Origin of the sequence: Thermoleophilum album (assembly GCF_028867705.1) — a bacterium.
In the GTDB taxonomy this organism is placed as follows: domain Bacteria; phylum Actinomycetota; class Thermoleophilia; order Solirubrobacterales; family Thermoleophilaceae; genus Thermoleophilum.
The window spans coordinates 573,643-593,953 of the sequence record NZ_CP066171.1; the positions used below are offsets into that span (position 1 = coordinate 573,643).

The 20,311-nt window shown below is 71.2% G+C and carries 18 protein-coding genes; 9 read left to right on the plus strand and 9 right to left on the minus strand.

The features are described from left to right. The first annotated feature begins 47 nt into the window (after positions 1 to 47). Positions 48 to 1,214 (plus strand): glycoside hydrolase family 6 protein, encoded by a 1,167-nt coding sequence (locus tag JDY09_RS02630; RefSeq protein ID WP_274717451.1) that lies wholly within the window; start codon positions 48 to 50, stop codon positions 1,212 to 1,214. Here the strand turns inward: JDY09_RS02630 and JDY09_RS02635 are convergent. From JDY09_RS02635 to JDY09_RS02645, 3 genes are read right to left on the minus strand one after another with little or no spacing between them, the layout of a single operon-like run. Then, the gene (locus JDY09_RS02635; protein ID WP_274717453.1) at positions 1,103 to 2,986 is read right to left on the minus strand and encodes a glycosyltransferase family 2 protein; all 1,884 of its coding nucleotides are present in this window, start codon (positions 2,984 to 2,986) and stop codon (positions 1,103 to 1,105) included. The genes JDY09_RS02630 and JDY09_RS02635 overlap by 112 nt on opposite strands. Next, positions 2,983 to 5,799: a lysylphosphatidylglycerol synthase domain-containing protein gene (locus JDY09_RS02640; protein WP_274717455.1), complete on the minus strand. Its 2,817-nt coding sequence runs from the start codon at positions 5,797 to 5,799 to the stop codon at positions 2,983 to 2,985. The genes JDY09_RS02635 and JDY09_RS02640 overlap by 4 nt, the downstream gene beginning before the upstream one ends. Next, on the minus strand, positions 5,796 to 6,920 hold the full coding sequence (locus JDY09_RS02645) for a glycosyltransferase family 2 protein (protein WP_274717456.1): 1,125 nt from the start codon (positions 6,918 to 6,920) through the stop codon (positions 5,796 to 5,798). Before JDY09_RS02645 ends, JDY09_RS02640 begins: the two co-directional genes overlap by 4 nt. A gap of 296 nt (positions 6,921 to 7,216) precedes the next feature. Here JDY09_RS02645 and ftsH point away from each other — a divergent pair, with 296 nt between their 5' ends. The 3 genes from ftsH to JDY09_RS02660 all read left to right on the plus strand — a co-directional run bounded on the left by ftsH (position 7,217) and on the right by JDY09_RS02660 (position 10,571). Beyond that, positions 7,217 to 9,319 carry an ATP-dependent zinc metalloprotease FtsH gene (gene ftsH / locus JDY09_RS02650; RefSeq protein WP_274717457.1) on the plus strand — a complete coding sequence of 701 codons (2,103 nt, stop codon included), beginning with the start codon at positions 7,217 to 7,219 and terminating at the stop codon, positions 9,317 to 9,319. Next, positions 9,316 to 10,209, plus strand: a complete 894-nt coding sequence (gene nadC, locus JDY09_RS02655) for a carboxylating nicotinate-nucleotide diphosphorylase (RefSeq protein ID WP_274717458.1) — start codon at positions 9,316 to 9,318, stop codon at positions 10,207 to 10,209. Before ftsH ends, nadC begins: the two co-directional genes overlap by 4 nt. 89 nt (positions 10,210 to 10,298) lie before the next feature. After that, entirely contained in the window at positions 10,299 to 10,571 is a 273-nt protein-coding gene (locus tag JDY09_RS02660) for a hypothetical protein (RefSeq protein WP_274717459.1), read from the plus strand. Positions 10,572 to 10,584: 13 nt separating this feature from the next. On the opposite strand, the gene JDY09_RS02665 is transcribed toward JDY09_RS02660, so the two are convergent. Then, a complete protein-coding gene (locus tag JDY09_RS02665) occupies positions 10,585 to 11,082 on the minus strand; it encodes a ferritin (RefSeq protein ID WP_274717460.1) in 498 nt (165 codons plus the stop codon). A 36-nt stretch (positions 11,083 to 11,118) separates the two neighbouring features. Further along, entirely contained in the window at positions 11,119 to 11,844 is a 726-nt protein-coding gene (locus JDY09_RS02670; RefSeq protein WP_274717461.1) for an NUDIX hydrolase, read from the minus strand. Between the two features lie 167 nt (positions 11,845 to 12,011). Between JDY09_RS02670 and nadA the strand changes: the two genes are divergently transcribed. Next, complete coding sequence (nadA, locus tag JDY09_RS02675; protein WP_274717462.1) at positions 12,012 to 13,028, plus strand: quinolinate synthase NadA; 1,017 nt, start codon at positions 12,012 to 12,014, stop codon at positions 13,026 to 13,028. Positions 13,029 to 13,221: 193 nt separating this feature from the next. On the opposite strand, the gene JDY09_RS02680 is transcribed toward nadA, so the two are convergent. The 3 genes from JDY09_RS02680 to JDY09_RS02690 all read right to left on the minus strand — a co-directional run bounded on the left by JDY09_RS02680 (position 13,222) and on the right by JDY09_RS02690 (position 15,350). Further along, positions 13,222 to 13,650, minus strand: coding sequence for a hypothetical protein (locus JDY09_RS02680; protein WP_274717463.1), 429 nt, complete (start codon positions 13,648 to 13,650; stop codon positions 13,222 to 13,224). A gap of 434 nt (positions 13,651 to 14,084) precedes the next feature. Next, positions 14,085 to 14,387, minus strand: coding sequence for a glutathione S-transferase N-terminal domain-containing protein (locus JDY09_RS02685; RefSeq protein WP_274717464.1), 303 nt, complete (start codon positions 14,385 to 14,387; stop codon positions 14,085 to 14,087). 30 nt (positions 14,388 to 14,417) lie between these two features. Then, positions 14,418 to 15,350 carry an SDR family oxidoreductase gene (locus JDY09_RS02690; RefSeq protein WP_274717465.1) on the minus strand — a complete coding sequence of 311 codons (933 nt, stop codon included), beginning with the start codon at positions 15,348 to 15,350 and terminating at the stop codon, positions 14,418 to 14,420. 167 nt (positions 15,351 to 15,517) lie between these two features. Between JDY09_RS02690 and JDY09_RS02695 the strand changes: the two genes are divergently transcribed. Next, complete coding sequence (locus JDY09_RS02695; protein ID WP_274717466.1) at positions 15,518 to 16,255, plus strand: RibD family protein; 738 nt, start codon at positions 15,518 to 15,520, stop codon at positions 16,253 to 16,255. A 19-nt stretch (positions 16,256 to 16,274) separates the two neighbouring features. On the opposite strand, the gene JDY09_RS02700 is transcribed toward JDY09_RS02695, so the two are convergent. After that, positions 16,275 to 16,856 (minus strand): metallophosphoesterase family protein, encoded by a 582-nt coding sequence (locus tag JDY09_RS02700; RefSeq protein WP_274717467.1) that lies wholly within the window; start codon positions 16,854 to 16,856, stop codon positions 16,275 to 16,277. A 183-nt stretch (positions 16,857 to 17,039) separates the two neighbouring features. Here JDY09_RS02700 and ftsE point away from each other — a divergent pair, with 183 nt between their 5' ends. From ftsE to JDY09_RS02715, 3 genes are all read left to right on the plus strand, one after another. Beyond that, complete coding sequence (ftsE, locus tag JDY09_RS02705) at positions 17,040 to 17,852, plus strand: cell division ATP-binding protein FtsE (RefSeq protein WP_274717468.1); 813 nt, start codon at positions 17,040 to 17,042, stop codon at positions 17,850 to 17,852. Then, a complete protein-coding gene (locus tag JDY09_RS02710) occupies positions 17,849 to 18,754 on the plus strand; it encodes a cell division protein FtsX (RefSeq protein WP_274717469.1) in 906 nt (301 codons plus the stop codon). Before ftsE ends, JDY09_RS02710 begins: the two co-directional genes overlap by 4 nt. A gap of 354 nt (positions 18,755 to 19,108) precedes the next feature. Continuing rightward, positions 19,109 to 20,293 carry a S41 family peptidase gene (locus JDY09_RS02715; protein ID WP_274717470.1) on the plus strand — a complete coding sequence of 395 codons (1,185 nt, stop codon included), beginning with the start codon at positions 19,109 to 19,111 and terminating at the stop codon, positions 20,291 to 20,293. Positions 20,294 to 20,311: the final 18 nt, after the last annotated feature.

The following is a 20,311-nucleotide window of genomic DNA, read 5'->3' on the forward strand; positions in this document are numbered from 1 at the left end:
GTCGCGCGCGTCCCGGGCGCCCGCACGGCAGGGGCCGAAGCGTCCGGGTGGGGGCGGCGCTGGCGGCGAGCTTGGTGGCGCTCGCTGCCATTTGGATGGGTGCTCCCGGCGTGGTCCGTGCGGTCGGCGCCGAGCTCGCTGCTGCCGTCGGGGGGAAGCGCGCTACCGCGGTCGCGCTGCGGCCGGCAGGACCCCCGCCTTCGCTACCGCTGTGGGTCGACCCGGCGAGCTTGGCTGCCCGCGCGGCCGCCAAAATCGCCGCAAGCAGGCCGGGAGACGCGGCGATCCTGCGCTGGCTGGCTGCGAAGCCGCAGGCCTCCTGGGTGGGTCCGTGGTTGGGCGGGCCGGACGGTGTTCGTCGTCACGCGGCACGGGTCGTCGGCGGAGCTTGGGCCGCACGGTCGCTGCCCACACTCGTTCTCTACGCGCTCCCGCGCCGCAGCTGCCGTCGCGATCCGCGCGACCGCCAGCTCGCTCGCGACTATCGCGCCACCGTGCGGGCGCTCGCGCTCGCGATCGCCGCGCGCCCGGCGCTCGTGATCGTCGAACCGGACGCTGTCGCCGAATGGGGATGCCTCGACGCGCGGTCGCGCGATCAGCGCCAGGCACTGTTGCGCTACGCACTCGCGAAGCTCGCGTCGCTGCCGCGAGCGCGCGTTTACGTCGACGCCGGGCATCCACGCTGGCAACCGGCGCGCGTCGTCGCCTCGCGCCTCGCTCGGGTTTGGGTGCCCCGTCTACGGGGGGTTGCGCTGAACGTCGCCAACTTTCAGCCGACGGGCGCAGTGGTCAGGTACGGCCGAGCGGTGTTGCAGCTTGTGGCGAAAGCGCATGGCGTACGCGAGTGTCGGCGCGCCCCGGCGCGTCGCTGCTGGCGCTGGGTGCGCGACCGGCTGGGGATGGTTGTCGACACCTCGCGCAACGGGATACCCGAGCCGCCGCGGCGCGCCACCTGCAATCCGGCGGGTGTGGCGGTCGGCGAGCCGCCGCGGCTGCGACCTGCCGGGAGTGCCGGCGTGGACGCGCTGCTCTGGGTGAAAGGGCCGGGCGTATCCGACGGTCCTTGCCGCGGCGGCCCTCCGGGCGGCGTTTTCTGGATCGACTACGCGCTCGAAATCGTGCGCCGCAGCCCGTGGTTTTCGCCCGGCGGAGGCGAAGTGACCGCTGCGTCGCCGCCCACTGCGTCGCCACCTGCAGCTGACGCGAGCGGCTGAGCGAGCGGCTCGCGGCCGGCTGGTGCGGACAAACCGGCTGCTTCGGCGAGCGGTACGGGCGCGGTCGGGGGCGCTACGTCGCTGCGGCATGCGAGCGCCCGCGTCTGGCGCCACGCCATCCACACCCCGGTGGCGACGAGCGTGGCGCCGATCGCACCGAACGCCACGTTGTTCAGCTCGCCCGGGGTCAGACCGCCGCCGGCGGCGTGCAGCGCCGCCGCCACCAACAGCGACGGCCAAACGACCGCCGGCGCCAGCAGCCGCACCGGTAGGTCAGCGCGCCCCTCCTTCGGCGTCACGCGGAACTTCAAGCCCCTTGCGACGAGCGCTCTGAGCGCCGCGAACAGGTGGATCCACGCGGTCGACCAGGCGAGCGCCAGGGCGCGGAACGTGTACATCCCCTCCGAAAGGCGCCCCAGATTGACGACACAGGCCAGGAAGTAGGGAGCGAAGTGGGTGATGAAGCCCGCAGCGTCCTCCCCGATCGCCTGCCAGCCGAACGCCAGGCGCAGGATCGGCAGCGTCAGATAGACGAGGATTGTGCAGCCCGAAAGCCAATATGTGGTGGCCACCAAGAACTGCCAGCGCTGCGCCCAGCCGAGCCGCAGCCACAGACGCGGCCGCCGGAACAGCAGCTCGAGGCAGCCGGTCGCCCAGCGCAGCTGCTGCGAGACGTAGGAAGGCAGGTCCTCGGGCCCGAGCCCGATCGCCAGCGGCTCGTCAACGTAAACGGTGCGCAGACCGCGCGCGGCGAGGTCGGCGGAGAGGACGATGTCCTCGGTGAGCGAGTCCTCGGGGAAGCCACCTACTGCGACAACCGCGTCACGGCGCGCCACGAAGTTTGTGCCGCAACAGAACGAGGCGCCGAAGCGGTCGCGCCCGCGCGAGATCGGGCCGAAGAAAAGAGCCTGCTGTTCGGAAGCCGCCGCGGTGAGCGGCCCGAGACCGGCGTTGCCGTAGACCTGCGGGGTCTGGACGATCGCGACGTCCGGGTCGGCTAGCTCGGGGAGTGTGCGCTCGAGAAAGTGCGGCGCTGGCACGTGGTCGCAGTCGAAGACGCAGAAGAAGGGGGCGCCGTCGGCGGCGGTTACGGCGAGCGCGGCGTTGAGGTTTCCCGCCTTCGCCCCCGCGCGGTCGCGGCGCGCGAGGTAGTCGATACCGAGACGCGCCGCCAGGGCGCGCACCTGCGGGCGGTTACCGTCGTCGAGCACGACCACGCGCACGCGCGCGCCGCGCATCGCCCGTGCCGCCCGCAACGTTCGCTCGACGATCGCAAGCGGCTCGTCGACGGTCGGGACGAAGACGTCGACGCGCGGCTCGCCGGGCAGCGGCTCGCGGCGCCGTTCGCGCCGCCTGTCGCGAGCGCAGGTGGCCCAGAACGACAGCGCGTGGAAAGCGTTGAAAAGGTCGGCCGCGACCAGCAGCGCATAGAGCGGGGCGACGCCGACGCGCTCGGGGCGTAGCAACCACTGCAGGTAGTAGACGAGCGACGCGACCCCGACCGCGACCCAGAGAGCCGTCACCCAGCGGCTCACCGGCGCCGGCGGCAGTGCGCTCGGGGCGGGCGCGAGTGCGCGCTCGCCGCGCGCAAGCTCGGGCCGGGGACGAGCGATGTCGAGCGTGCGACGCTCGAGCCCAGCGGCGAGGTCGACCCCTGCCGGCTGCAGCGAACGCTCGCCGCTCGCCGCCGGTGCGGCCGCAGCGGACGGTGCCGTGACTGCTGAACCAAGGTCGGCGGTCGGCGGTTCGGGCGGGAAGTTCTTAGGCGTCAAATCGCCTCCTTGCGGTCGGTCGTGCGGTGCGCGGCGCGCACACCTCGCCGGACGGGATGCGTTGCTGTGCGCTGCAGCGCGTAGACGCGCACTTGCACGCCAGCGAACGAGCGCTTCTCGAGCAGCGGTCCGTAGCTTCGGAACGCACGTACGAACCGCGACGGCGAGGCGAGCTGCTGTGCGAGGGCCTGACCCTCGAAGGTCGTGACGAGAGCGATTCGCCGACTCCCCGACCGCTGGGCGATCAGCCAGGCGTCGCGCGGTTTCCTGCCGGGGCCTTCGAGAGTGTCGATCACCCGGCGCGAGCGTGGGGGTCGGTAGTAGGCGAGCACCGGGTCGTAGCGCAGCTTCGTTACCTGAAACTGGGGTACCAGCGCTAGAGCGTCACCGGGTGCCGTCGCGCGGGCTGCCGCTCGCAGCGCCTCGCGCAACTGGAACAGGCGCGGGTTGCCGCGGTCGTGGCCCTGGATCAGGCTCAGTGCGACGAACAAGCCGGCGCACACGGCGGCGGCCGTCGCGCGCACACCTCCCGGCAGCTCGCGCTCGACCCGCGCGAGCAGTGCGCCGATGAGCAGGAACAGCGGTGGCGCGATGACGGTCAGGTAGCGCGGATCGAAAACCGAGTGCGGCCCGAGCCAGGAGGCTGCGACCAGCAGCGCTACGGGCAGCAGCACGAGCGTCATCAAGGCGCCGACCGACACCGGTACGCGCGCGAGTCGTGGCACCGCCACGAGCAGCGCCAACAGCGCTAGCGGCCACGTCGCGGCGGCCAGTCCGACGGCTCGATAGTCGTGGAAGCCGCCGACGAGCTCGACGATCGCGATGATCACCGCGAAGGGGTCGGGTCGGTTGTAGGGGGGAAGCTGGGAGGTGGCGTCGCGACCCAGGAACGCCACGAGCACCCAGGGCACGAGCGACAGAGCGGCGAGCGCGAGACAGGCGAGCACCGCGAGCGCGCGCTTGCGCAGATCGGCCCGTGTCGCCGCGAGCACGGCCGCGACGAGCCCGAGCGCTGCGGCGAAGAGCGCTCCGAAGTAGTGGGTGTAGGCGAGCGCGCACATGGTCAGTGCGAGCGCTGTCGCGCGCAACCAGCCGCCGCGCTCGAGCAAGCGCCAGGCGAGGGCGCCGGCCAGTGCCACGAGCGCGAACACCTGCGCGTACATCCGCGCTTCGCTGCCGTACCAGACAGCGAACGGGGCGATCGCTGCGAGCAGCGCCGCCCAGCGCGCGGCACGGCGGGAGAGGGCGGCGCGTGCCCACCACCACACAGCGACGACGCCGACGAGCGACCAGGCGATCGACGGGGTACGCAGCGCAAGCTCGCTGCTCCCGAGTAGCGAGACGGTAAGCCCGGCCTGGAGGTGGTAAAGGGGCGGGTGCACGCCCGCTAGCTGCAGCTTCACGATCTCGCCCGGCGAACGCGCTACCTGCGCGTAGGTGATGGTCTCGTCGAGCCAGAGGCTGCGCCGCGCGAGCACTAGGCGCAGTGCGAGTCCGCCGACGAGCAGTGCGGCGAGAAAGAGCGCGTCGCGCCTGGCCGGGGTGATTGGACGGCGAACTCTGCGCCCGACGGGAAGAAGGCGGCGGTCGGCGAGCAACCCCGGTAGCCAGGAAAAGCGCAGCAGCGGAAGGCGCGGGCGGGCGGCACTCGTTGTCGCTCGTTTGGGTGTCCCTAACGCTGGCAGCGCTCCGACGAGCGCAGAGGTAGCGAGCAGCGCGCCGAAGGCGATTCCGAGCGCGACCGCGTCGTGCGTAGCCACACCGAGCGGGGCGAGGGCGGCGACGAACCCTGCCTCACGCGTACCCACCCCGCCGATAGCGACCGGGAGCGCCATCGCCACCCCGGTTACAGCGACCACCGTCGGCACCGCCGCCGGCGCGAGGTCGACGCCGAGCGCACGAGCGAGCAGTGCGGTCGCGAGAGACCACACGAGCACGTAGATCAGGCTGAGAACGACGGCCAGGCGCCAGTATGGGGCACGACCGAGACCGGCGACAGCGCTGCTGCTGCTGCTGCGCCGCTGACGCCACCAGCGAGCGCCCTGGCGCGGTGCGAACGTCGCTGCAGCGAGCGCCACGATGCCGAGCCCGGCAGCGGTCCACGTGAGCGGCGCCGGCAGACCGTAGCCGCTCGCCGGCAGGGAGATAGCGGCGACAGCTGTGAGCGCCAGAAAGCCGAGGGCGCGGTCGAGGGCGACGCTCGCTGCCGCAGTTCGCATCCCGGACCGCGGTGCGAGCCAAGCGACCTTCACTGCGTCGCCGCCGTAGCCGCTCGGCAGAACGTTGTTCCACAGGCAGCCGCGCAGATAGGCGTGCACGAACGCGCGGCCGGCGCCCGCCCTGTCGGGCATGCCGAGCGCCAGCGCGAGCTGGTGCCAGCGCAGGCCGCACAAAGCCTGACCCGCCGTGGCTGTTGCGACCGCGAGCGCGGCGAGTGCCGGATCGATCCGTCCGATGCGCTGCGCGACGCTGGCGGGATCGAGCAGGTGAATCGCGGCCGCGACGAGCGCCAAGCTCACGAGCAAACGTAGCCAGAGCGGCGGCCGCCGCAGCAGTCGCGCCGCGCGCGTGCTGAGCGAACGAGCTAGCCGACTTCCTCGCGCCGCCAGCTGCCGCGGCCACCCGAGGTGTCGCCCGCACACCTGCGCGGCGTCCGCGGCGGCCGGCGCGCGCGAGGCGTCACGCCCGGTCACAGCGAAAGCGGAATCGACGCTCCCGGCCTGCGGTGCGTGCGCTTCGGCCGTTGGCTTGCCGTCCTCAGGGCGTGGCGCGTTCGTGGCCACTCCCGGGGGGAGCGCGGGCGTGGCGGTCACGCGCCCTTCGCCTCGGCGATGGTCTTTGTGCCGTCGTCGGCCACAGCGAGCGCCGGTACGTTCGCTGCCGCTGGGTCGACGAGGTCGGCGTCGAGGCGTCCGCTCGCGTCGTGACTGGCGTGCCGGGGACTGGCACCGCCACCGCGCCCGTGGACGACTAGTTCCGCCACGAACCCGGCCGAGAACAGGGCTGCCGGAACCACCATCGCCACGGGGACCGCGGCCAGCGCGGTGCGCGTGCCGCCGACGAGTGCGAGAGGTAGCGCGGCGAGGCCGCCGAGCGCGGCGGCGACGACGGCGACCGAGCCGAAGGCGTGCGCCGGGCGCTCGCGGTAGCGGGTGAGCAGCAGCACGGTCACGAGATCGCAGGCGCCCGCGAGCCAGCGTGCAAGGCCGTACTTGGAACGGCCGTGGCGACGGGGGTGGTGGCGGACGGCAAGCTCCGTGATCGTGAAGCCGGCAGCGCTCGCGAACACCGGCACGTAACGGTGCAGCTCGCCCTTGAGGTAGGGGTAGACCGCCTCCGCCGCCTCCCGCCGCAGCGCCTTGAAACCGCAGTTCATGTCGTGCAGCTCGAGCCCGAAGACGCGCCGGCAGACGGCGTTGAAGATCCGCGACGCGACCCTCTTGCCGAGCGGGTCCTGGCGCTCGCGCTTCCATCCGCAGACGACGTCGAAACGCTCGAGCTCGTTCAGGAAGCGCGGCAGCTCGGTGGGGTCGTCCTGGAGGTCGGCGTCCATCAACACGATCCGGTCGCCGCGGGCCATGCGGATCCCGGTCGCGAGCGCCGCCGCTTTGCCGAGACCGCGGGGGTGGCGGACCCCGCACACCGAGCGGTCGCGCTCAGCCGCGCGCTCGATCTCGCCCCAGGTCCCATCACGCGAGCCGTCGTCGACGATGACGATCTCGTAGCCCCCCTGCCAGCCGCGCTCCGCCAGTTGCGCGGTAAGTTCGCGGCCGAGCGCCTCGGTCAACGGACCGATCGTCAGCTCCTCGTCGCGCGCGGGCACGACGACCGACACCTCGACACGCTCGCCCTGCTCGTGCGCACGCCCTGTCGGCACGCCGCGCACACCGAGTGGGCGGATCGCTTGCAGGTTGGCTCGCTGGCTCGAGCGCATCGGCGTGTTACCTCCTTGGGTCAGTCGCAACAACAGGGGGCTGCTTGTGTTTTCGCCCGTCCGACCGTGCGAGGCCACTCGGGGAAGACGTCGGCTGGCGGCGCCACGGGTCGGGTCCTCGCACCGTCACGGGGGGCTTCGACGGTCCTGGCTCGGGAGGCCGGGACTTGTTGTCGACAACGTTCACGTCGTCGACGGTACGGAGACTCTGACAGCGTTCCGCTGCGCCCTTTGTACGTCCTGTTAACGGTGTGCTTCGACTTCGTGGCGAAGACGCCCGCTCTACGCTTCGGCCGATGGCCGGCGGACGCGACGACAGCGCACAGGGGCGGGACTCGGCGATGACCGGTGCGCCTTCGGCTGCCGGCTCGCCGCCGTCGTCGCGTACGGCCGCGCCGCCCGCGCGCCCTCCCGACCCGCGCACCCCGCTTCCGCCGGGTCCGCGCGGCGGCCCGGGTTGGCGCGTAGCGCCAGCGCCCGACGGTCGCGGTGGCGAGCGCCATCCGCGGCCGCCGATGGTTCCGTTCCCCCTCGGGCGCTTCCTTGCCGTGCTGGCAGCGCTGCTCGCGCTCAACTTCGTCCTCGCGAATGCGTTGACCGCCCCCGCGCCGCGCGTCCGTGTGCCCTACAGCCCGTTCTTTTTGCAGCAACTGGAACGCGGCAACGTCCGCGCGATCTCGGCTCAGGGCGAGGCGCTGAAGGGCGAGCTCAAGCACCCCGTGCGGGCGCGCATCGAGGGCGAGCGGGTGACAGTGGAGCGTTTCGAGACCACCGTCCCCGCCTTCGCCGACCGGCGCCAGCTCTACGACCTGCTGGTCGAGCGGCGGGTGACCATCAACGCGCGGCCGCCGGGAGAGCGTTCGCTGCTCGAAACGCTGCTCCTCGGCTTCGGGCCGACGCTCTTGCTCGTCGGCTTTTTCCTGTGGCTGGCGCGGCGCGCTGCGGCCCAGGGGCCGGGCGGCATGCTCGGTCAGTTCGGCCGTGCCCGCGCGCGGCGCTTCGACCCCTCGCAACAGCACGTGACGTTCAACGACGTAGCCGGTATCGACGAGGCGAAAGAGGAGCTCAGCGAGATCGTCGACTTCCTCCGCGACCCCGACAAGTACCGGCGCCTGGGTGCGCGGATCCCGCGCGGGGTGCTGCTCTCGGGACCGCCTGGCACCGGCAAGACGCTGCTGGCTCGCGCCGTCGCCGGCGAAGCCGGCGTGCCGTTCTTCTCGATCTCAGCGTCGGAGTTCATCGAGGCGATCGTCGGTGTCGGTGCCTCGCGCGTGCGTGACCTCTTCGCGCAAGCCAAAGAGGCCGCTCCGGCGATCATCTTCATCGACGAGATCGATGCGATCGGTCGCTCGCGGGCGCAAGCGGGCACGCTCGGCGCCCACGACGAGCGCGAGCAGACGCTCAACCAGATCCTCACCGAGATGGACGGTTTCGATCCGGCCCAGGGAGTGATCGTGCTCGCCGCGACGAACCGGCCGGAGGTGCTCGATCCGGCGCTGCTGCGGCCCGGCCGCTTCGACCGTCGCATCGTCATCCAGCCTCCGGACAGCGCTGGCCGACGCAAGATCCTCGCCGTCCACACGCGCTCGGTTCCGCTCGCCGACGACGTCGATCTCGACGAGCTGGCGCAACGCACCCCGGGCATGGTCGGCGCCGATCTCGCCAACCTCGTCAACGAGGCCGCCCTGCTCGCCGCGCGGCGGGGACATGCGGCCGTGACGCAAGCCGATTTCGACGCTGCGCTCGAGAAGATCGTGCTCGGTGCCGAGCGGAAGATGGTCCTGTCCGAGCAGGACCGCCGGCGTGTCGCCTACCACGAGGCCGGCCACGCGCTGGTGGCGATGTTGACCCCCGGCGCCGACCCGCTGCGCAAGGTTTCGATCATCCCGCGCGGACGCGCGCTCGGGATCACGTTCGCCGCGCCTGAGGACGACCGCTTCAACTACACACGCAGCGAGCTGATCGCCAAGATCGCGGTCACGCTCGGCGGGCGAGCGGCCGAGGAGGTCGTTTTCGGCGACGTCTCAACCGGGGCCGAGCAGGACATCGAGCAGGTCACCGAGCTCGCACGGCGGATGGTCGGTCGCTGGGGTATGGGCGAACGCGTCGGCCTCGTGGCGGTTCTGCCGCGCGACGGGCAGGGCCCTGTTCCGTTCGCTGCTGACGCTCCTGCCGACGCTACGCGCCGGCTTCTCGACGAGGAGGTGCGTCGGCTTGTCGAGGAGCGCTACCGCGCCGTGCGCGACCTGCTCGAGCGTGAGCGTGACCGCCTCGAGCGCCTGGCCCGTGCGCTGCTCGAGCGCGAGACGCTCGAGGCCGATGAAGCGCGTCGGGCAGCTGGACTCGTTGAGGGGACACAGGCCTCCGCATCCGTCGAGGTTGGGAAGGGCGAAGCGTGAGAGCACACCGCGACCCGACCGGCCAACCAACGGCCCGCGCGCACGCCGCGCAACGCCGCGGGCTTGCGCTCGAAGAGCTCGTCGAGCTTGGGCTCGGCGAAGACGTCGGGCACGGCGACCTCACCGCCAACTCTGTGGTGCCCGCTGGAGTCCGCTGCGTGGCTCGTATCGAGCAGCGACGCGAGGGCGTGCTGGCAGGGATCGACGCGGCGGCACTGTGTTTCGCGCGCCTCGATCCGCAGGTGAAGTTCGAACGTATGGCTCCGGCCGGCGAGTGGCGTGAGCCGGGACTAGTCGCGCGGGTCGAGGGCGACGCGCGCGCGATCTTGGCCGCTGAGCGCGTTGCCCTGAACCTGCTCGGTCGCTTGTCGGGAATCGCGACGCTCACAGCGCGGTTCGTGCGCGCTGTGGCAGGCACCGGTGTGCGCATCCTCGATACGCGCAAGACCACACCGGGCTGGCGGCGGCTCGAGCGCGAAGCGGTGCGCCTCGGCGGCGGTCACAACCACCGCTTCGCTCTCGACGACGCGATCCTCATCAAAGAGAACCACGTCACGTTGGCTGGCGGTGTCGGCGAGGCGGTGCGGCGGGCACGTGCGGCGGCGCCGTCAGGCGTGTGGGTTGAAGTCGAGTGTCGCACGTTGGCGGAGGTCGAGGAGGCGCTTTCGGCTGGTGCCGATCGGATCTTGCTCGACAACATGGGGCCCGACGAGCTGCGCGCGGCTGTGCGTCTAGTCGCCGGGCGGGCGCGCCTCGAGGCCAGCGGCGGCGTCACGCTCGACAACGTGCGCGAGATCGCCGCGACCGGTGTCGACGACATCAGCGTCGGGGCGCTCACGCACTCGGCGCCGGCGCTCGACGTGAGTCTGATCGTCGAGCGCGCGCTCTGACGCTGCGCGACCCCCCGCGCGCCGTTGCGGGCGCGGGCTAGCAGAATTCCACGCCCGCTTGACGGAATACGTTAGGCTTCCCTAACAGAGTGGCGAGTAGAGCTGTACCGAGTTCTCCCACGCGGGCAACCCGCTGCTGCCGCTCGTCGCCTCGCTGTCGCGACTGCCCTGCGCTTGCCCAGCTCGAGCTGCGCGATTTCGTCCGCTCGCTGGTTCCCGACGAAGAGGTCGTCCCCGAGCACCTCCGCGGCGTGCCGCGCTGCCTGCACCGCTACGAGCCGCTGCTGCGCGCGGCGTTCGAGCGCACGTCCGGCGCTCCCCGCGTTCAGGGCGCTGTTGCGGCTGTCGAGCCTGCGCCCTAGGCCGACGCCGCCCCTACTCGTCGCGCAGCTTGTCGCCCTCGCGCGCGAGGAACTCCTCGAGCATCATCGGGAAGTCCCGGACGCGCTCCGCTACCTGCAGCAGGTCGCCCATCACGCGCTCTTCTTCGACTTGCTCGGTGATGAACCAGTGCATGAACACCTCGGAGGCGTGGTCGCGCGTCTCGCGCGCGATCTCGAAAAGTTTCGAGATCTCGACGGTGTTCTGCCGCTCCTGCTCGAGGCCGGTACGGATCGGTTCGACGTGGTCGGCGAAGTCGCAGCGCGGTGCGGGCACCGCGCCGATGCGGACCGGCGCACCGGTGTCGAGCAGGTACTGGATCATCTTGCGCGCGTGGCCGCGCTCCTCTTCGGCCTGCTCGTTGAAGAACTCGGCCAGCCGCGGCAGGGTTTGCGACTCGTACCAAGCGCCGATCGCCGTGTACTGCTGCGCGGCGGCGAACTCGCGCGCAATCTGTTCGTTGAGTGCATCGACGAAACGCTCCGAGGGCATCGCCCCAGAATCTCCCTTCTGTCGCCTTCGAACCGCTTAGCTGACCTTACCCGTTTGGGGGGCGGAGCGATGCGGGGGCCTGAAGATGGCGAACGGGTCGGTGACAGCCAGCGAGCGACTCGAGAACCGCCAGAGGGAAGCTGGGCGACCGCCGCCCGGCCCGGGTGGACGCATCGCGCCGGTCGGCTCGATCGCGCGGCGGCGCTCAAGCACCCGGCGCAGGTTGGTTTGTGACACCCGGTAACCGAGCGCCGCCGAATAGTGCTCGGCGAGCTCGGCGATCGTGAACTCGCGCGGGGCGAGGGCGAACCCGAGGTTCGTGTAGGAGAGTTTCGCGCGCAGGCGCTCGCGGGCCTCGACGATTATGCGGCCGTGGTCGAAGGCGGTGGGGGGCAAGCGGTCGACGGGGTGCCAGCGGGTGTCGGCGGGCAGTGATGGCTCGACGTCGCTCGGCACGAGGCCGAGGTAGGCGGTCGCGAGCTCCCAGCGCTCAGGGTGGCGATCGGGCTCGCTCAGGGTCGCAAGCTGCTCGAGCCACGACAGCTCGCGCACGTCGACCTTCATCGCCAGGTGTCGGCGCATCGTCTGCTCGAGGGGTTCAGGGCGATCGAGACGGCCCCCCGGTAGCGACCAGCGGCCGGCGTGCGGCTCACGCGCCCGCTGCCACAAAAGAACGTGAAGGCGCCGGTCGCGGACGCGGAAGACGCACGCCAGGACGGCGTGCGTTGGCTGTGGCGAGGGGTCGTGCGCGGGTTCGGCCATGCCTGGGCTCTTGCATCGCTCTGCTACGCTCTTTGCACCAGGTTTTTGATCATAAGGCGAAAACCTTCGGAGGCGGGGCAAAGCAGCGATGGCGGCCGGCGCGAGCGCGCCCGCCACAGCGAGCGCGGCGACGCCCGGGGCTTGCAACGGCACGAGGAGACGAGAAGATGGCGACCGCCCTACGGACGATCCCACCGCGACCGGTGATCGAGCGACTCGACCCGGCTGAAAAGTCGCGCCTGCAGGAAGAAGTGCGGGCACTCGCTCGCGAGCGCGACGCGGTGATCCTGGCCCACAACTACCAGCTCCCGCAAATTCAGGAGGTCGCCGACTTCGTCGGCGACTCGCTCGAGCTGTCGCGCAAGGCTGCTGCCACGGACGCTGCCGTGATCGCCTTCTGCGGCGTCCACTTCATGGCCGAGACGGCCTCGATCCTCTGCCGGGACAAGAAGGTGCTGTTGCCCGACCTCGGCGCCGGTTGCTCGCTCGCTGAGTCGATCACAGCCGAAGAGCTGCGCGCTTGGAAGCGCAAGCACCCGGGTGCGATCGTCGTGATGTACGTCAACACCAGCGCCGAGGTCAAAGCCGAAAGCGACTACTGCTGTACCTCCTCGAACGCCGTCCAGGTGGTGGAACACGTCCGCCGCGAGCACGGCGACGACGTCGAGATCCTCTTCGGCCCCGACATGTGGCTGGGCGCCTACGTCGAGCGGATGACCGGGCGCAAGATGCACGTTTGGACCGGCGAGTGCCACGTCCATGCTGGTATTCGCCCCCAGGACATCGCGCGCGTGCGCGCCGAGCATCCCGAGGCCGAGTTCCTGATCCATCCCGAGTGCGGTTGTTCGACCCAGGTGATGGAGTACGCCGCTTGCGGCGACGTCGATCCCGAGCGCACTTTCATGCTCTCGACGAGTGGGATGATCCGCCACGCTCGTGAATCGAAGGCGCGCGAGTTCGTTGTCGCCACCGAGACCGGCCTGCTCTACGGGCTCGAGAAGGCCAATCCGGGCAAGCGGTTCTACCCTGCGAACCCCGATGCGATCTGCCCGTACATGAAGATGATCACGCTCCGCAAGCTGCGCGACACGCTGCGCGACCTCGCCCCCGAGGTGCGCGTTCCCGACGACATCGCCGAGCGCGCCCGTGTGCCGATCGAGCGGATGGTCGCGATCGGGCGGTGACAAGGCCTGCCGCTGATCGCCTCGTCTGCGAAAAAGCGGTGGCCGGCACGTCCACGCCGGCCACCGCGCCTAACACCTTGTCACGCGCGTCGCGACCGTGCGCCGCGAAGAGCTGACGCTGCTTGCGTGGTGTTCGCGTCGCTCTGCGCGGCAAGCGCGCGATCGCGATCGATCTACTAGCGCGTGACGAGCTTCACGCTCGTGAACTCGAACCCGTCCGGGCCGAGCCGGCCTTCGGCCTCCCGCACTGCCGCGCCTGCGCGCAGGGCAGAGGGCGAGCAGCGGTCGCTCGACTCGTCGTCCGAAGATGCCTGTACCTCGGCTTTACCGTTCGTGTCGTCACTCCGGTGGAGTCGGACACCAGACCCTCGACGGTCTTTCCCCGCGCGAGCCGGATCGTGAGCACGTTTCCATCGATGGAGACGATGCGGCCGGCCAACTCCTGGCCGTCCTTGACGCCATCGTTGTCGGTGTCCGAATCGGCAGGATCGTTGCCGGCGCGGTCCTCGGCGGGCTTGTTCAGGCCGTCGTGGTCGTCACTCTCGCGCCCGCCCGCAACGCCGTCGCGGTCGCGATCGCGCGGCTTCGCGCTCGCGCTTGCGGTTCCGAAAACCGCGAACACGAGCGACGATGGCGCTGTACGACGCGCCCTTGAGTGCGCGCATCGCTAACGCCTGCCGCTGGCGCGGCGGCAGCTGTGCGCTGCCGGACACGAGCGCTCGTACTCGCTCGCGTGCGATCACCTCTTCCCCGGCTCTGCGCCCGGTGCGAGGAGCGATCGTGCGAGCCTCGCGCGCGGGTGGTGCGGACGCACGCCGCGCTCAAGCGCCTAGCAGGCACGCGTAAGCGTCTCTTGGCAGACGTCCTCCGCTAGGTCGGGACCGCAGATTCCACGACATACGCCGAGCACGAAGGCGCGTTCCGCGGCCAGCCAGCCGTCCGCGCGACTGTCTCCGTTCTCCGCCCCACGACCGCCCCTAAGTGCGCGATCGAACGCTCCCGCCGCGCCCTTGAACGGCAGCGCCGACCGCCGAGAGCAAGGCCGCGCCGGTGTCGTCAGGCGCGATCGGCGCTACTACGCGGGTGCTCGCGCGCCCAGCGCTCGATCTCGCGCGAACCGGTGATCACATCACCGTCGTCGGTGACGAGCACCGGTACCCATTGCTGTCCCGTCAGCTCGCGGACCTCGCGGCGACCGCGCGTGAAGTTGAGGAAGCTGGGCAGGAACCCGAGGCCGTAAGCCTTGACGACCTCGGGTTCGTAGCCCGCCTCGCGCAGCGCGTGGTAGGCCCGTCCGCACGGGTGGCCGCCCGGTCGCGGGCCGGGCCGCCACGTGCCCCAACAGACGTACAGCTTCATCGCCGTAGCGCCCCGTTCACGAACCCGCGCTCACGAGCGCGCCTCGCTTTTCTGCTTCGCGTGCTCGCTTTCCGGCAGACGCACACCCGTACCCGCGGGCAGCGCAGCGCGATGCGACCGGGACGGCTCCGACGCCGCCGCGCGCCGCTCGTACTCCTGGCGACGGCCGATCGCGTCGAGCAGCAGACGATCGGTGCCGAAGAGCTTGGCGCTGAGCCGCTGCGCCCGCTCGGGTAGGAGCTGGATGAGCTTGCCGACGACTCCCACCGAGCGCGGTACGTGCACGTTGAAGCGCGGACGCTCGAGCGCAGAGACGATCTCAGCAGCCACATCATCGGGCTTGATCTTCTTGAAGCCGCGCGCGTCGCGGATACCCTGGCCGAGCTCGGTGTCGACGACGATCGGCATAACGCAGCTGACCTGAAGGCCGTGCTCTTCGTACTCGAGCGCCAGCGCCTGGCTCAGCCCGACCACCGCGTGCTTGGTGGCACAGTAGGTAGCGATCCCGGGGAACCCCGATTTGCCGGCCTGCGAAGCGATGTTCACGAGATGGCCGCCGCGCCCGCGATCGAGCACCCGGCGCACGAACAGCTTCGATCCGGTGAGCACGCCACGTAGGTTGATGTCGACCTGGCGATCCTCCGCCCCCTCGTCCTCCTCGTGGAAGCGGTTGACGTGCATGATCCCGGCGTTGTTGATGAGCACGTCGAGCTCGCCGAGATCGCGCTCGACATCGGAGAGGAAGCGCTCGAACGCAGCGCGATCGGTGACGTCGACGTAGTAGGCGCGCGTCCCGCCACCGAGCTCCTCGGCGGTGCGGCGTGCGAGCTCGAGGTCGATGTCGCCGATCGCCACCCGTGCCCCGCGGCGCACGAGCGCCCTCGCCGTCGCTTTGCCGATTCCCCGTGCGCCACCGGTGATCGCTACCACCTTGCCAGCGATCGGTTGCGTCGCCTTGGCCATCTCGCCCCTCCTCGTTGCTCCTTACGCCACGTCAAATGGCTAAGCAGATTGTGCACGCCGCCGAGCCGTTTTGCTGTACAGCCAACCAGCCACGGTCACCTGGCAGCGAACGGTCGTGTGGTTTCGCGTGCCCAAACCGCGATCGGGTTCGGATAGCGTGCGGCGACGTGGCAACCGAGTTCCTCTATCCGGTTCGGCGCAGCGGCGAGTTGGAAGAGCTCGCGAACGCGGTCCGACCGTGGGAGCTCGCGCCACGCGAGCGGCCGTGGCTCGGTCTCAACATGGTCGCAAGCGTCGACGGCAAAGCCACCCTCGGCGGCCTTTCGGGCGGGCTTTCGAGCGACGCCGACCGCGAGCTTTTTCACCTTTTGCGCACGCGCGTCGACGCGGTGATGGTCGGCGCCGGCACCTTGCGCGCCGAGCGCTACGGGCGGCTCATAAAAAGCGACGAGCTGCGCGCCCGCCGCGAGCGCGAGGGGCTCGATCCCGACCCGTGGGCGGTGGTCGTATCGGCACGGCTCGACATTCCCCACGACCTACCGCTGCTGCACACCCCGGGGCAGCGCGTGATCGTGGCTACGGCCAGCGAGCGCGAGCTCCCTTCCTGCCCCGCCGACGTCGAGTACCTGCGCGTCGGTGACGACCTGCCGCTGCTCTGCGCCCACCTGCGCGAGCGCTACGGAATCCGCGCGGTGCTCTGCGAGGGCGGGCCGACGCTCAACTCCTACCTGTTCGCGGCCGGCCTCGTCGACGAGCTGTTTGTGACCGTCAGCCCGCTCGTCGTCGGCGGCAGCGGGCTGACGATCGTCGCCGGGCGCGAGCTCGTCGCCGAGGTACAGCTCGAGCCGCTGGCGCTGGCGCTGGCCGACGGTGCCCTTCTTTCGCGCTGGCGCGTCGTGCGCTGACCGGCGCCGGTCGCTACGGCTAGAGGTCGAAGACCCGTCCGTCGGGGCCGAGGTTGGCGACGAGCGTGCCGTCGACGCGCGACTCCTGGCCCCAGCACTGGTGGATGTGACCGCACACGCACAGGGGCGGGCGCTTGCTCTCGATCGCGCGCAGGATCGCGCGACTGCCGAGACCGTCGTCGCAGTGGCCGTAAGGCGGCGAGTGGACGACGAGAACCGCGCCCTCAGGCATCGCGGCGAGCAAGGCCTCGGCCTCCTGCTCGGAGAGGTCGTGGCTCCAATCCCACGGCGTCTCGGGGATCCCGCCGCCGAGGCCGAAGAACACCCGCCCCGCGAGCTCCACCTGCTCGCCGTGGAGGACGTGAGCGTGCGGCCACTCGGCGCACGCTGCTCGCAGCGCTTGGTCGGTCTCGTTGTTGCCGGGAACGAGCACCGTCGGCGTCTCGATCGCGGCCAGCGCAGCGATCGTCTCCTCGAGGCCGCGGTGGACGCGAGCGAAATCGCCGGCGCCGACGACCACGTCGACCTCGCGCGCCCGCTCGACGAGCCGTCGCGCACGGTCGGTGTCGCAGTGGATGTCGCTGAAGGCGAGAATCCGCACGTCCACGCGATCCTAGCCGCCGCGCCCCGGCTCGCTCCCGCCTGGCGCGGTGGGGGAGACGTTGCAGGGCGCGCAAGCACGGTTGCAGAACGGGTCGAGCGGCGCGCGGTGCGGTAACGGTTGGCGGCCGTGGCCACCGTTAGCACCGTTCGCCGTGTGTCGCGTTCGCGTACGCTCGCTGCGATGAACGCTGGCGCCGCACCTTCGGCTGCGTCCCGCGCCGTCGTCGAATTCCGTGACGTGACCCACGTGTACGAACGCGGCGTGGTGGCGCTCGACCGTGCGTCGTTCCAGATCGGCCGCGGCGAGTTCGTGTTCCTGGTCGGCCCGACCGGTTGCGGCAAGTCGACCTGCATCCGTCTGCTGCTCAAAGAGATCGAACCGACCGAGGGCGAGGTGGTGCTCGCCGGCCGCCGCCTCTCCGAGATCCCGCGCGCCCGCATCCCCCAGCTGCGGCGCAACATCGGCTGCGTCTTCCAGGACTTCAAACTTCTGCCCGACCGCACCGTCTACGAAAACGTCGCCTACGCGCTGCGCGTGATCGGCGAGCCGCGGTCGGAGATCCGTCGCAAGGTGCCCGACATCCTGCGCCTCGTCGGTCTGGCGACGAAGCTCCACAACTACCCGCACGAGCTCTCGGGCGGCGAGCAGCAGCGGGTGTCGATCGCGCGCGCGTTCGTCAACCACCCACCGCTGCTGCTCGCCGACGAGCCGACCGGCAACCTCGACCCCGAAACCTCGCTCGGGATCATGCAGCTCATCCACCGCATCAACCGCACCGGCACGACCGTGATCGTCGCAACCCACGACCACGAGATGGTTGACCGCATGCGCCGGCGCGTGATCGAACTGAGTGAGGGGCGCGTCGTCCGCGACGAGCGCGCTGGCCGCTACAAGCCGGCGGCAGGCCCCGCCCACCCGACCATCCCCCACGGCACTAGCGGGCCGGGGGCAATGATTCCACGGCTGCAGGGCGAAGGCGGGGAGCGCTCGTGAGTTTTGGCTTCTTCCTGCAAGAGGCGCTTCGCAGCCTGGCGCGCACACGCGCGCCGGCGCTGGCGGCGGCGCTGACCGTGCTCTTGACGACGCTCGTGCTCGGCGTGTTCATCCCGGTCGTACAGGCCACCACGGGAACGGCGAACGAGGTGCGGGGACGGATCGTCGTCGACGTCTACCTCGAGGACGCCATCACGGCCGCCGACCGCGAGGCGGTGCGCCGCGCGATCGCCCGCACCCCCAACGTCAAGTCGGTCACCTACATCTCAAAAGACGAGGCGCTGAGGATCGCCGAGCGGCGCAACCCCGACGCGTTCCGCGAAGGCGTCAAGCTGCTCGGTCGCAACCCGCTGCCGGCCTCGTTCCGCGTCGTCCCCCGCGACCCCGGGCGCGTCGGCGAGCTCGTCGACCGTCTCGCCCCGCGCGACGCCCGCGGCGTGCGCAAGCCCGACCTGCCCGGCGTGCAAGAGGTGCGCAACCGCGAAGACGACACCGAGCGCATCCTCACCGCCACCTCGGTAGTGAAGGCGGCAACGGGTCTTTTGGCGGCACTCCTCGCCTTCGCCGCTGTCGCTCTGGTGGCGAACACGATCCGGCTGTCGATCTTCGCGCGCCGGCGCGAGGTCGAGGTGATGCGGCTCGTCGGCGCCACGAACTGGTCGATCCGCTGGCCGTTCGTGATCGAGGGGGTGATCGTCGGGCTTGTCGGGGCGCTCGCCGCCGTGGCGCTCCTCTTCGTGACCAAACAGGCGGTGCTCGACCCGCTCGCCGACCGCTTCGCGCTGATCGCAGCCCCGCAGACGATGCCGTTCCCGGCGCTAGCGGCGCTGCTGTTGCTGGCCGCCGCCGCGGTATCGGCGGCCGGAAGCGCCCTCACCTTGCGCCGCTTCCTGCGCGTCTAGCGAACGTCGCTCGTCGCGTGGCGTCTAGCGGACGTCGCTCGCTCCGCGGCGGCGGGCGCCGCGGGGGCAGTCCAACCGCCAGCGCGGCGAGGCGGGTCGCGCGCGAGCGCAGAAGCCATCGCCGTCGTCCGTCTGCCCGACTGCGTCGAGGCGCCCCCACCCGACGGCGCGCGCGGCTGCTCGACCGGCGCGTGGCCGCGCGCTCACGCTCGCGCGGGCCGGCCCGGCGATCTGCTAAACAGCCCCATGTGGATTTCGGCGTGCGCAGGGGGAGGCGGCTCTTTCCGTCGGCTGTGTCCGCGTTGCCGTGCAACGCAGCGATCGGTTCGCGCCTCGGCCTGTGAGTAGCGGGGCGTGAGGCGGCGACGGCGCACGACCTCCCTGGCCGCGCTCTTGGCGCTCGGCGTGGTCGCGCTCGTGTGCGGGATCTGGCTCGGCGGGCACCCGGAAACACTGCCCGGTCCCGTGCGCGACACCCTGGTGCGCGACGACCGTGCGCTGCAAGCCGAGATCGTCGACAAGGTGCTCGACCACTACTACCGGCCGGTGTCGCGAGCGCGGCTCGAGCGCGGCGCGCTCGACGGGATCGTGCGAGCGTTGCGCGATCCCTACTCGCACTACTTCTCGCCGGACGAGGCGCGGCGACTGCGGGAATCGGTTGCTGGGCGCTTCCAAGGGGTCGGGATGAGCGTTCTGCGCGATCGCCGTGGTCTCCGCGTGATCCGTGTCTTCCCCGGGTCGCCCGCCGCCCGTGGCGGCGTCCGGGCGGGCGACGTCGTGACGGCGGTCAACGGCCGCAGCATCGCCGGGCTCAGCGCCGAGCGCGCCACCGCCCTCATCAAGGGGCCGGCCGGGACGCGCGTGCGGCTCACGGTGGAGCGTGCGGGGTCGGGGCGGCGCACCCTCACGCTGGTGCGCCGCGAGATCCGCGTCCCGCTCGTCGAAGCGAAACTGGAGCGGGCCGGCGGGGTGCCGGTAGGGGTGGTGGAGCTGGCGGCGTTCAGCGACGGTGCCCACGGCCAGGTGGCGCGTGCCGTGCGGAGGCTCGCCGCCCGCGGGGCGCGCGCTTGGGTGCTCGATCTGCGCGGTAACGGCGGCGGCCTGCTGAACGAGGCGGTGTTGGTGGCGAGCGTTTTTCTGCGCGACGGCGAGGTCGTAAGCGTCAAGGGCCGTGCCGAGCCCGAGCGCAAGCGCAACGTCACTGGCCGCCCGCTGGTGCCGTCGGCGCCGCTGGTAGTGCTCGTCGACCGCGGCAGCGCGAGCGCTTCCGAGATCGTCGCCGGCGCTCTGCGCGCCCGCGACCGCGCCCGCCTCGTCGGCACGCGCACGTTCGGGAAGGGACTCGTCCAGGAGCTCTTCCCGCTCTCCAACGGCGGCATCCTCGACCTGACCGTCGCCTACTACGAGCTGCCCGACGGTCGTCGCATCGGGCACGGCGGGCTGCGGCCCGACGTCGCCGCTCGCGACGACCCGCGCACCGGAGCTGACGAGGCGCTGGCGCGGGCAGCGGCGCTCGTCGCCCGACAGGTCGCGCGGTGAAGGGGCGCCGCCGAGCGG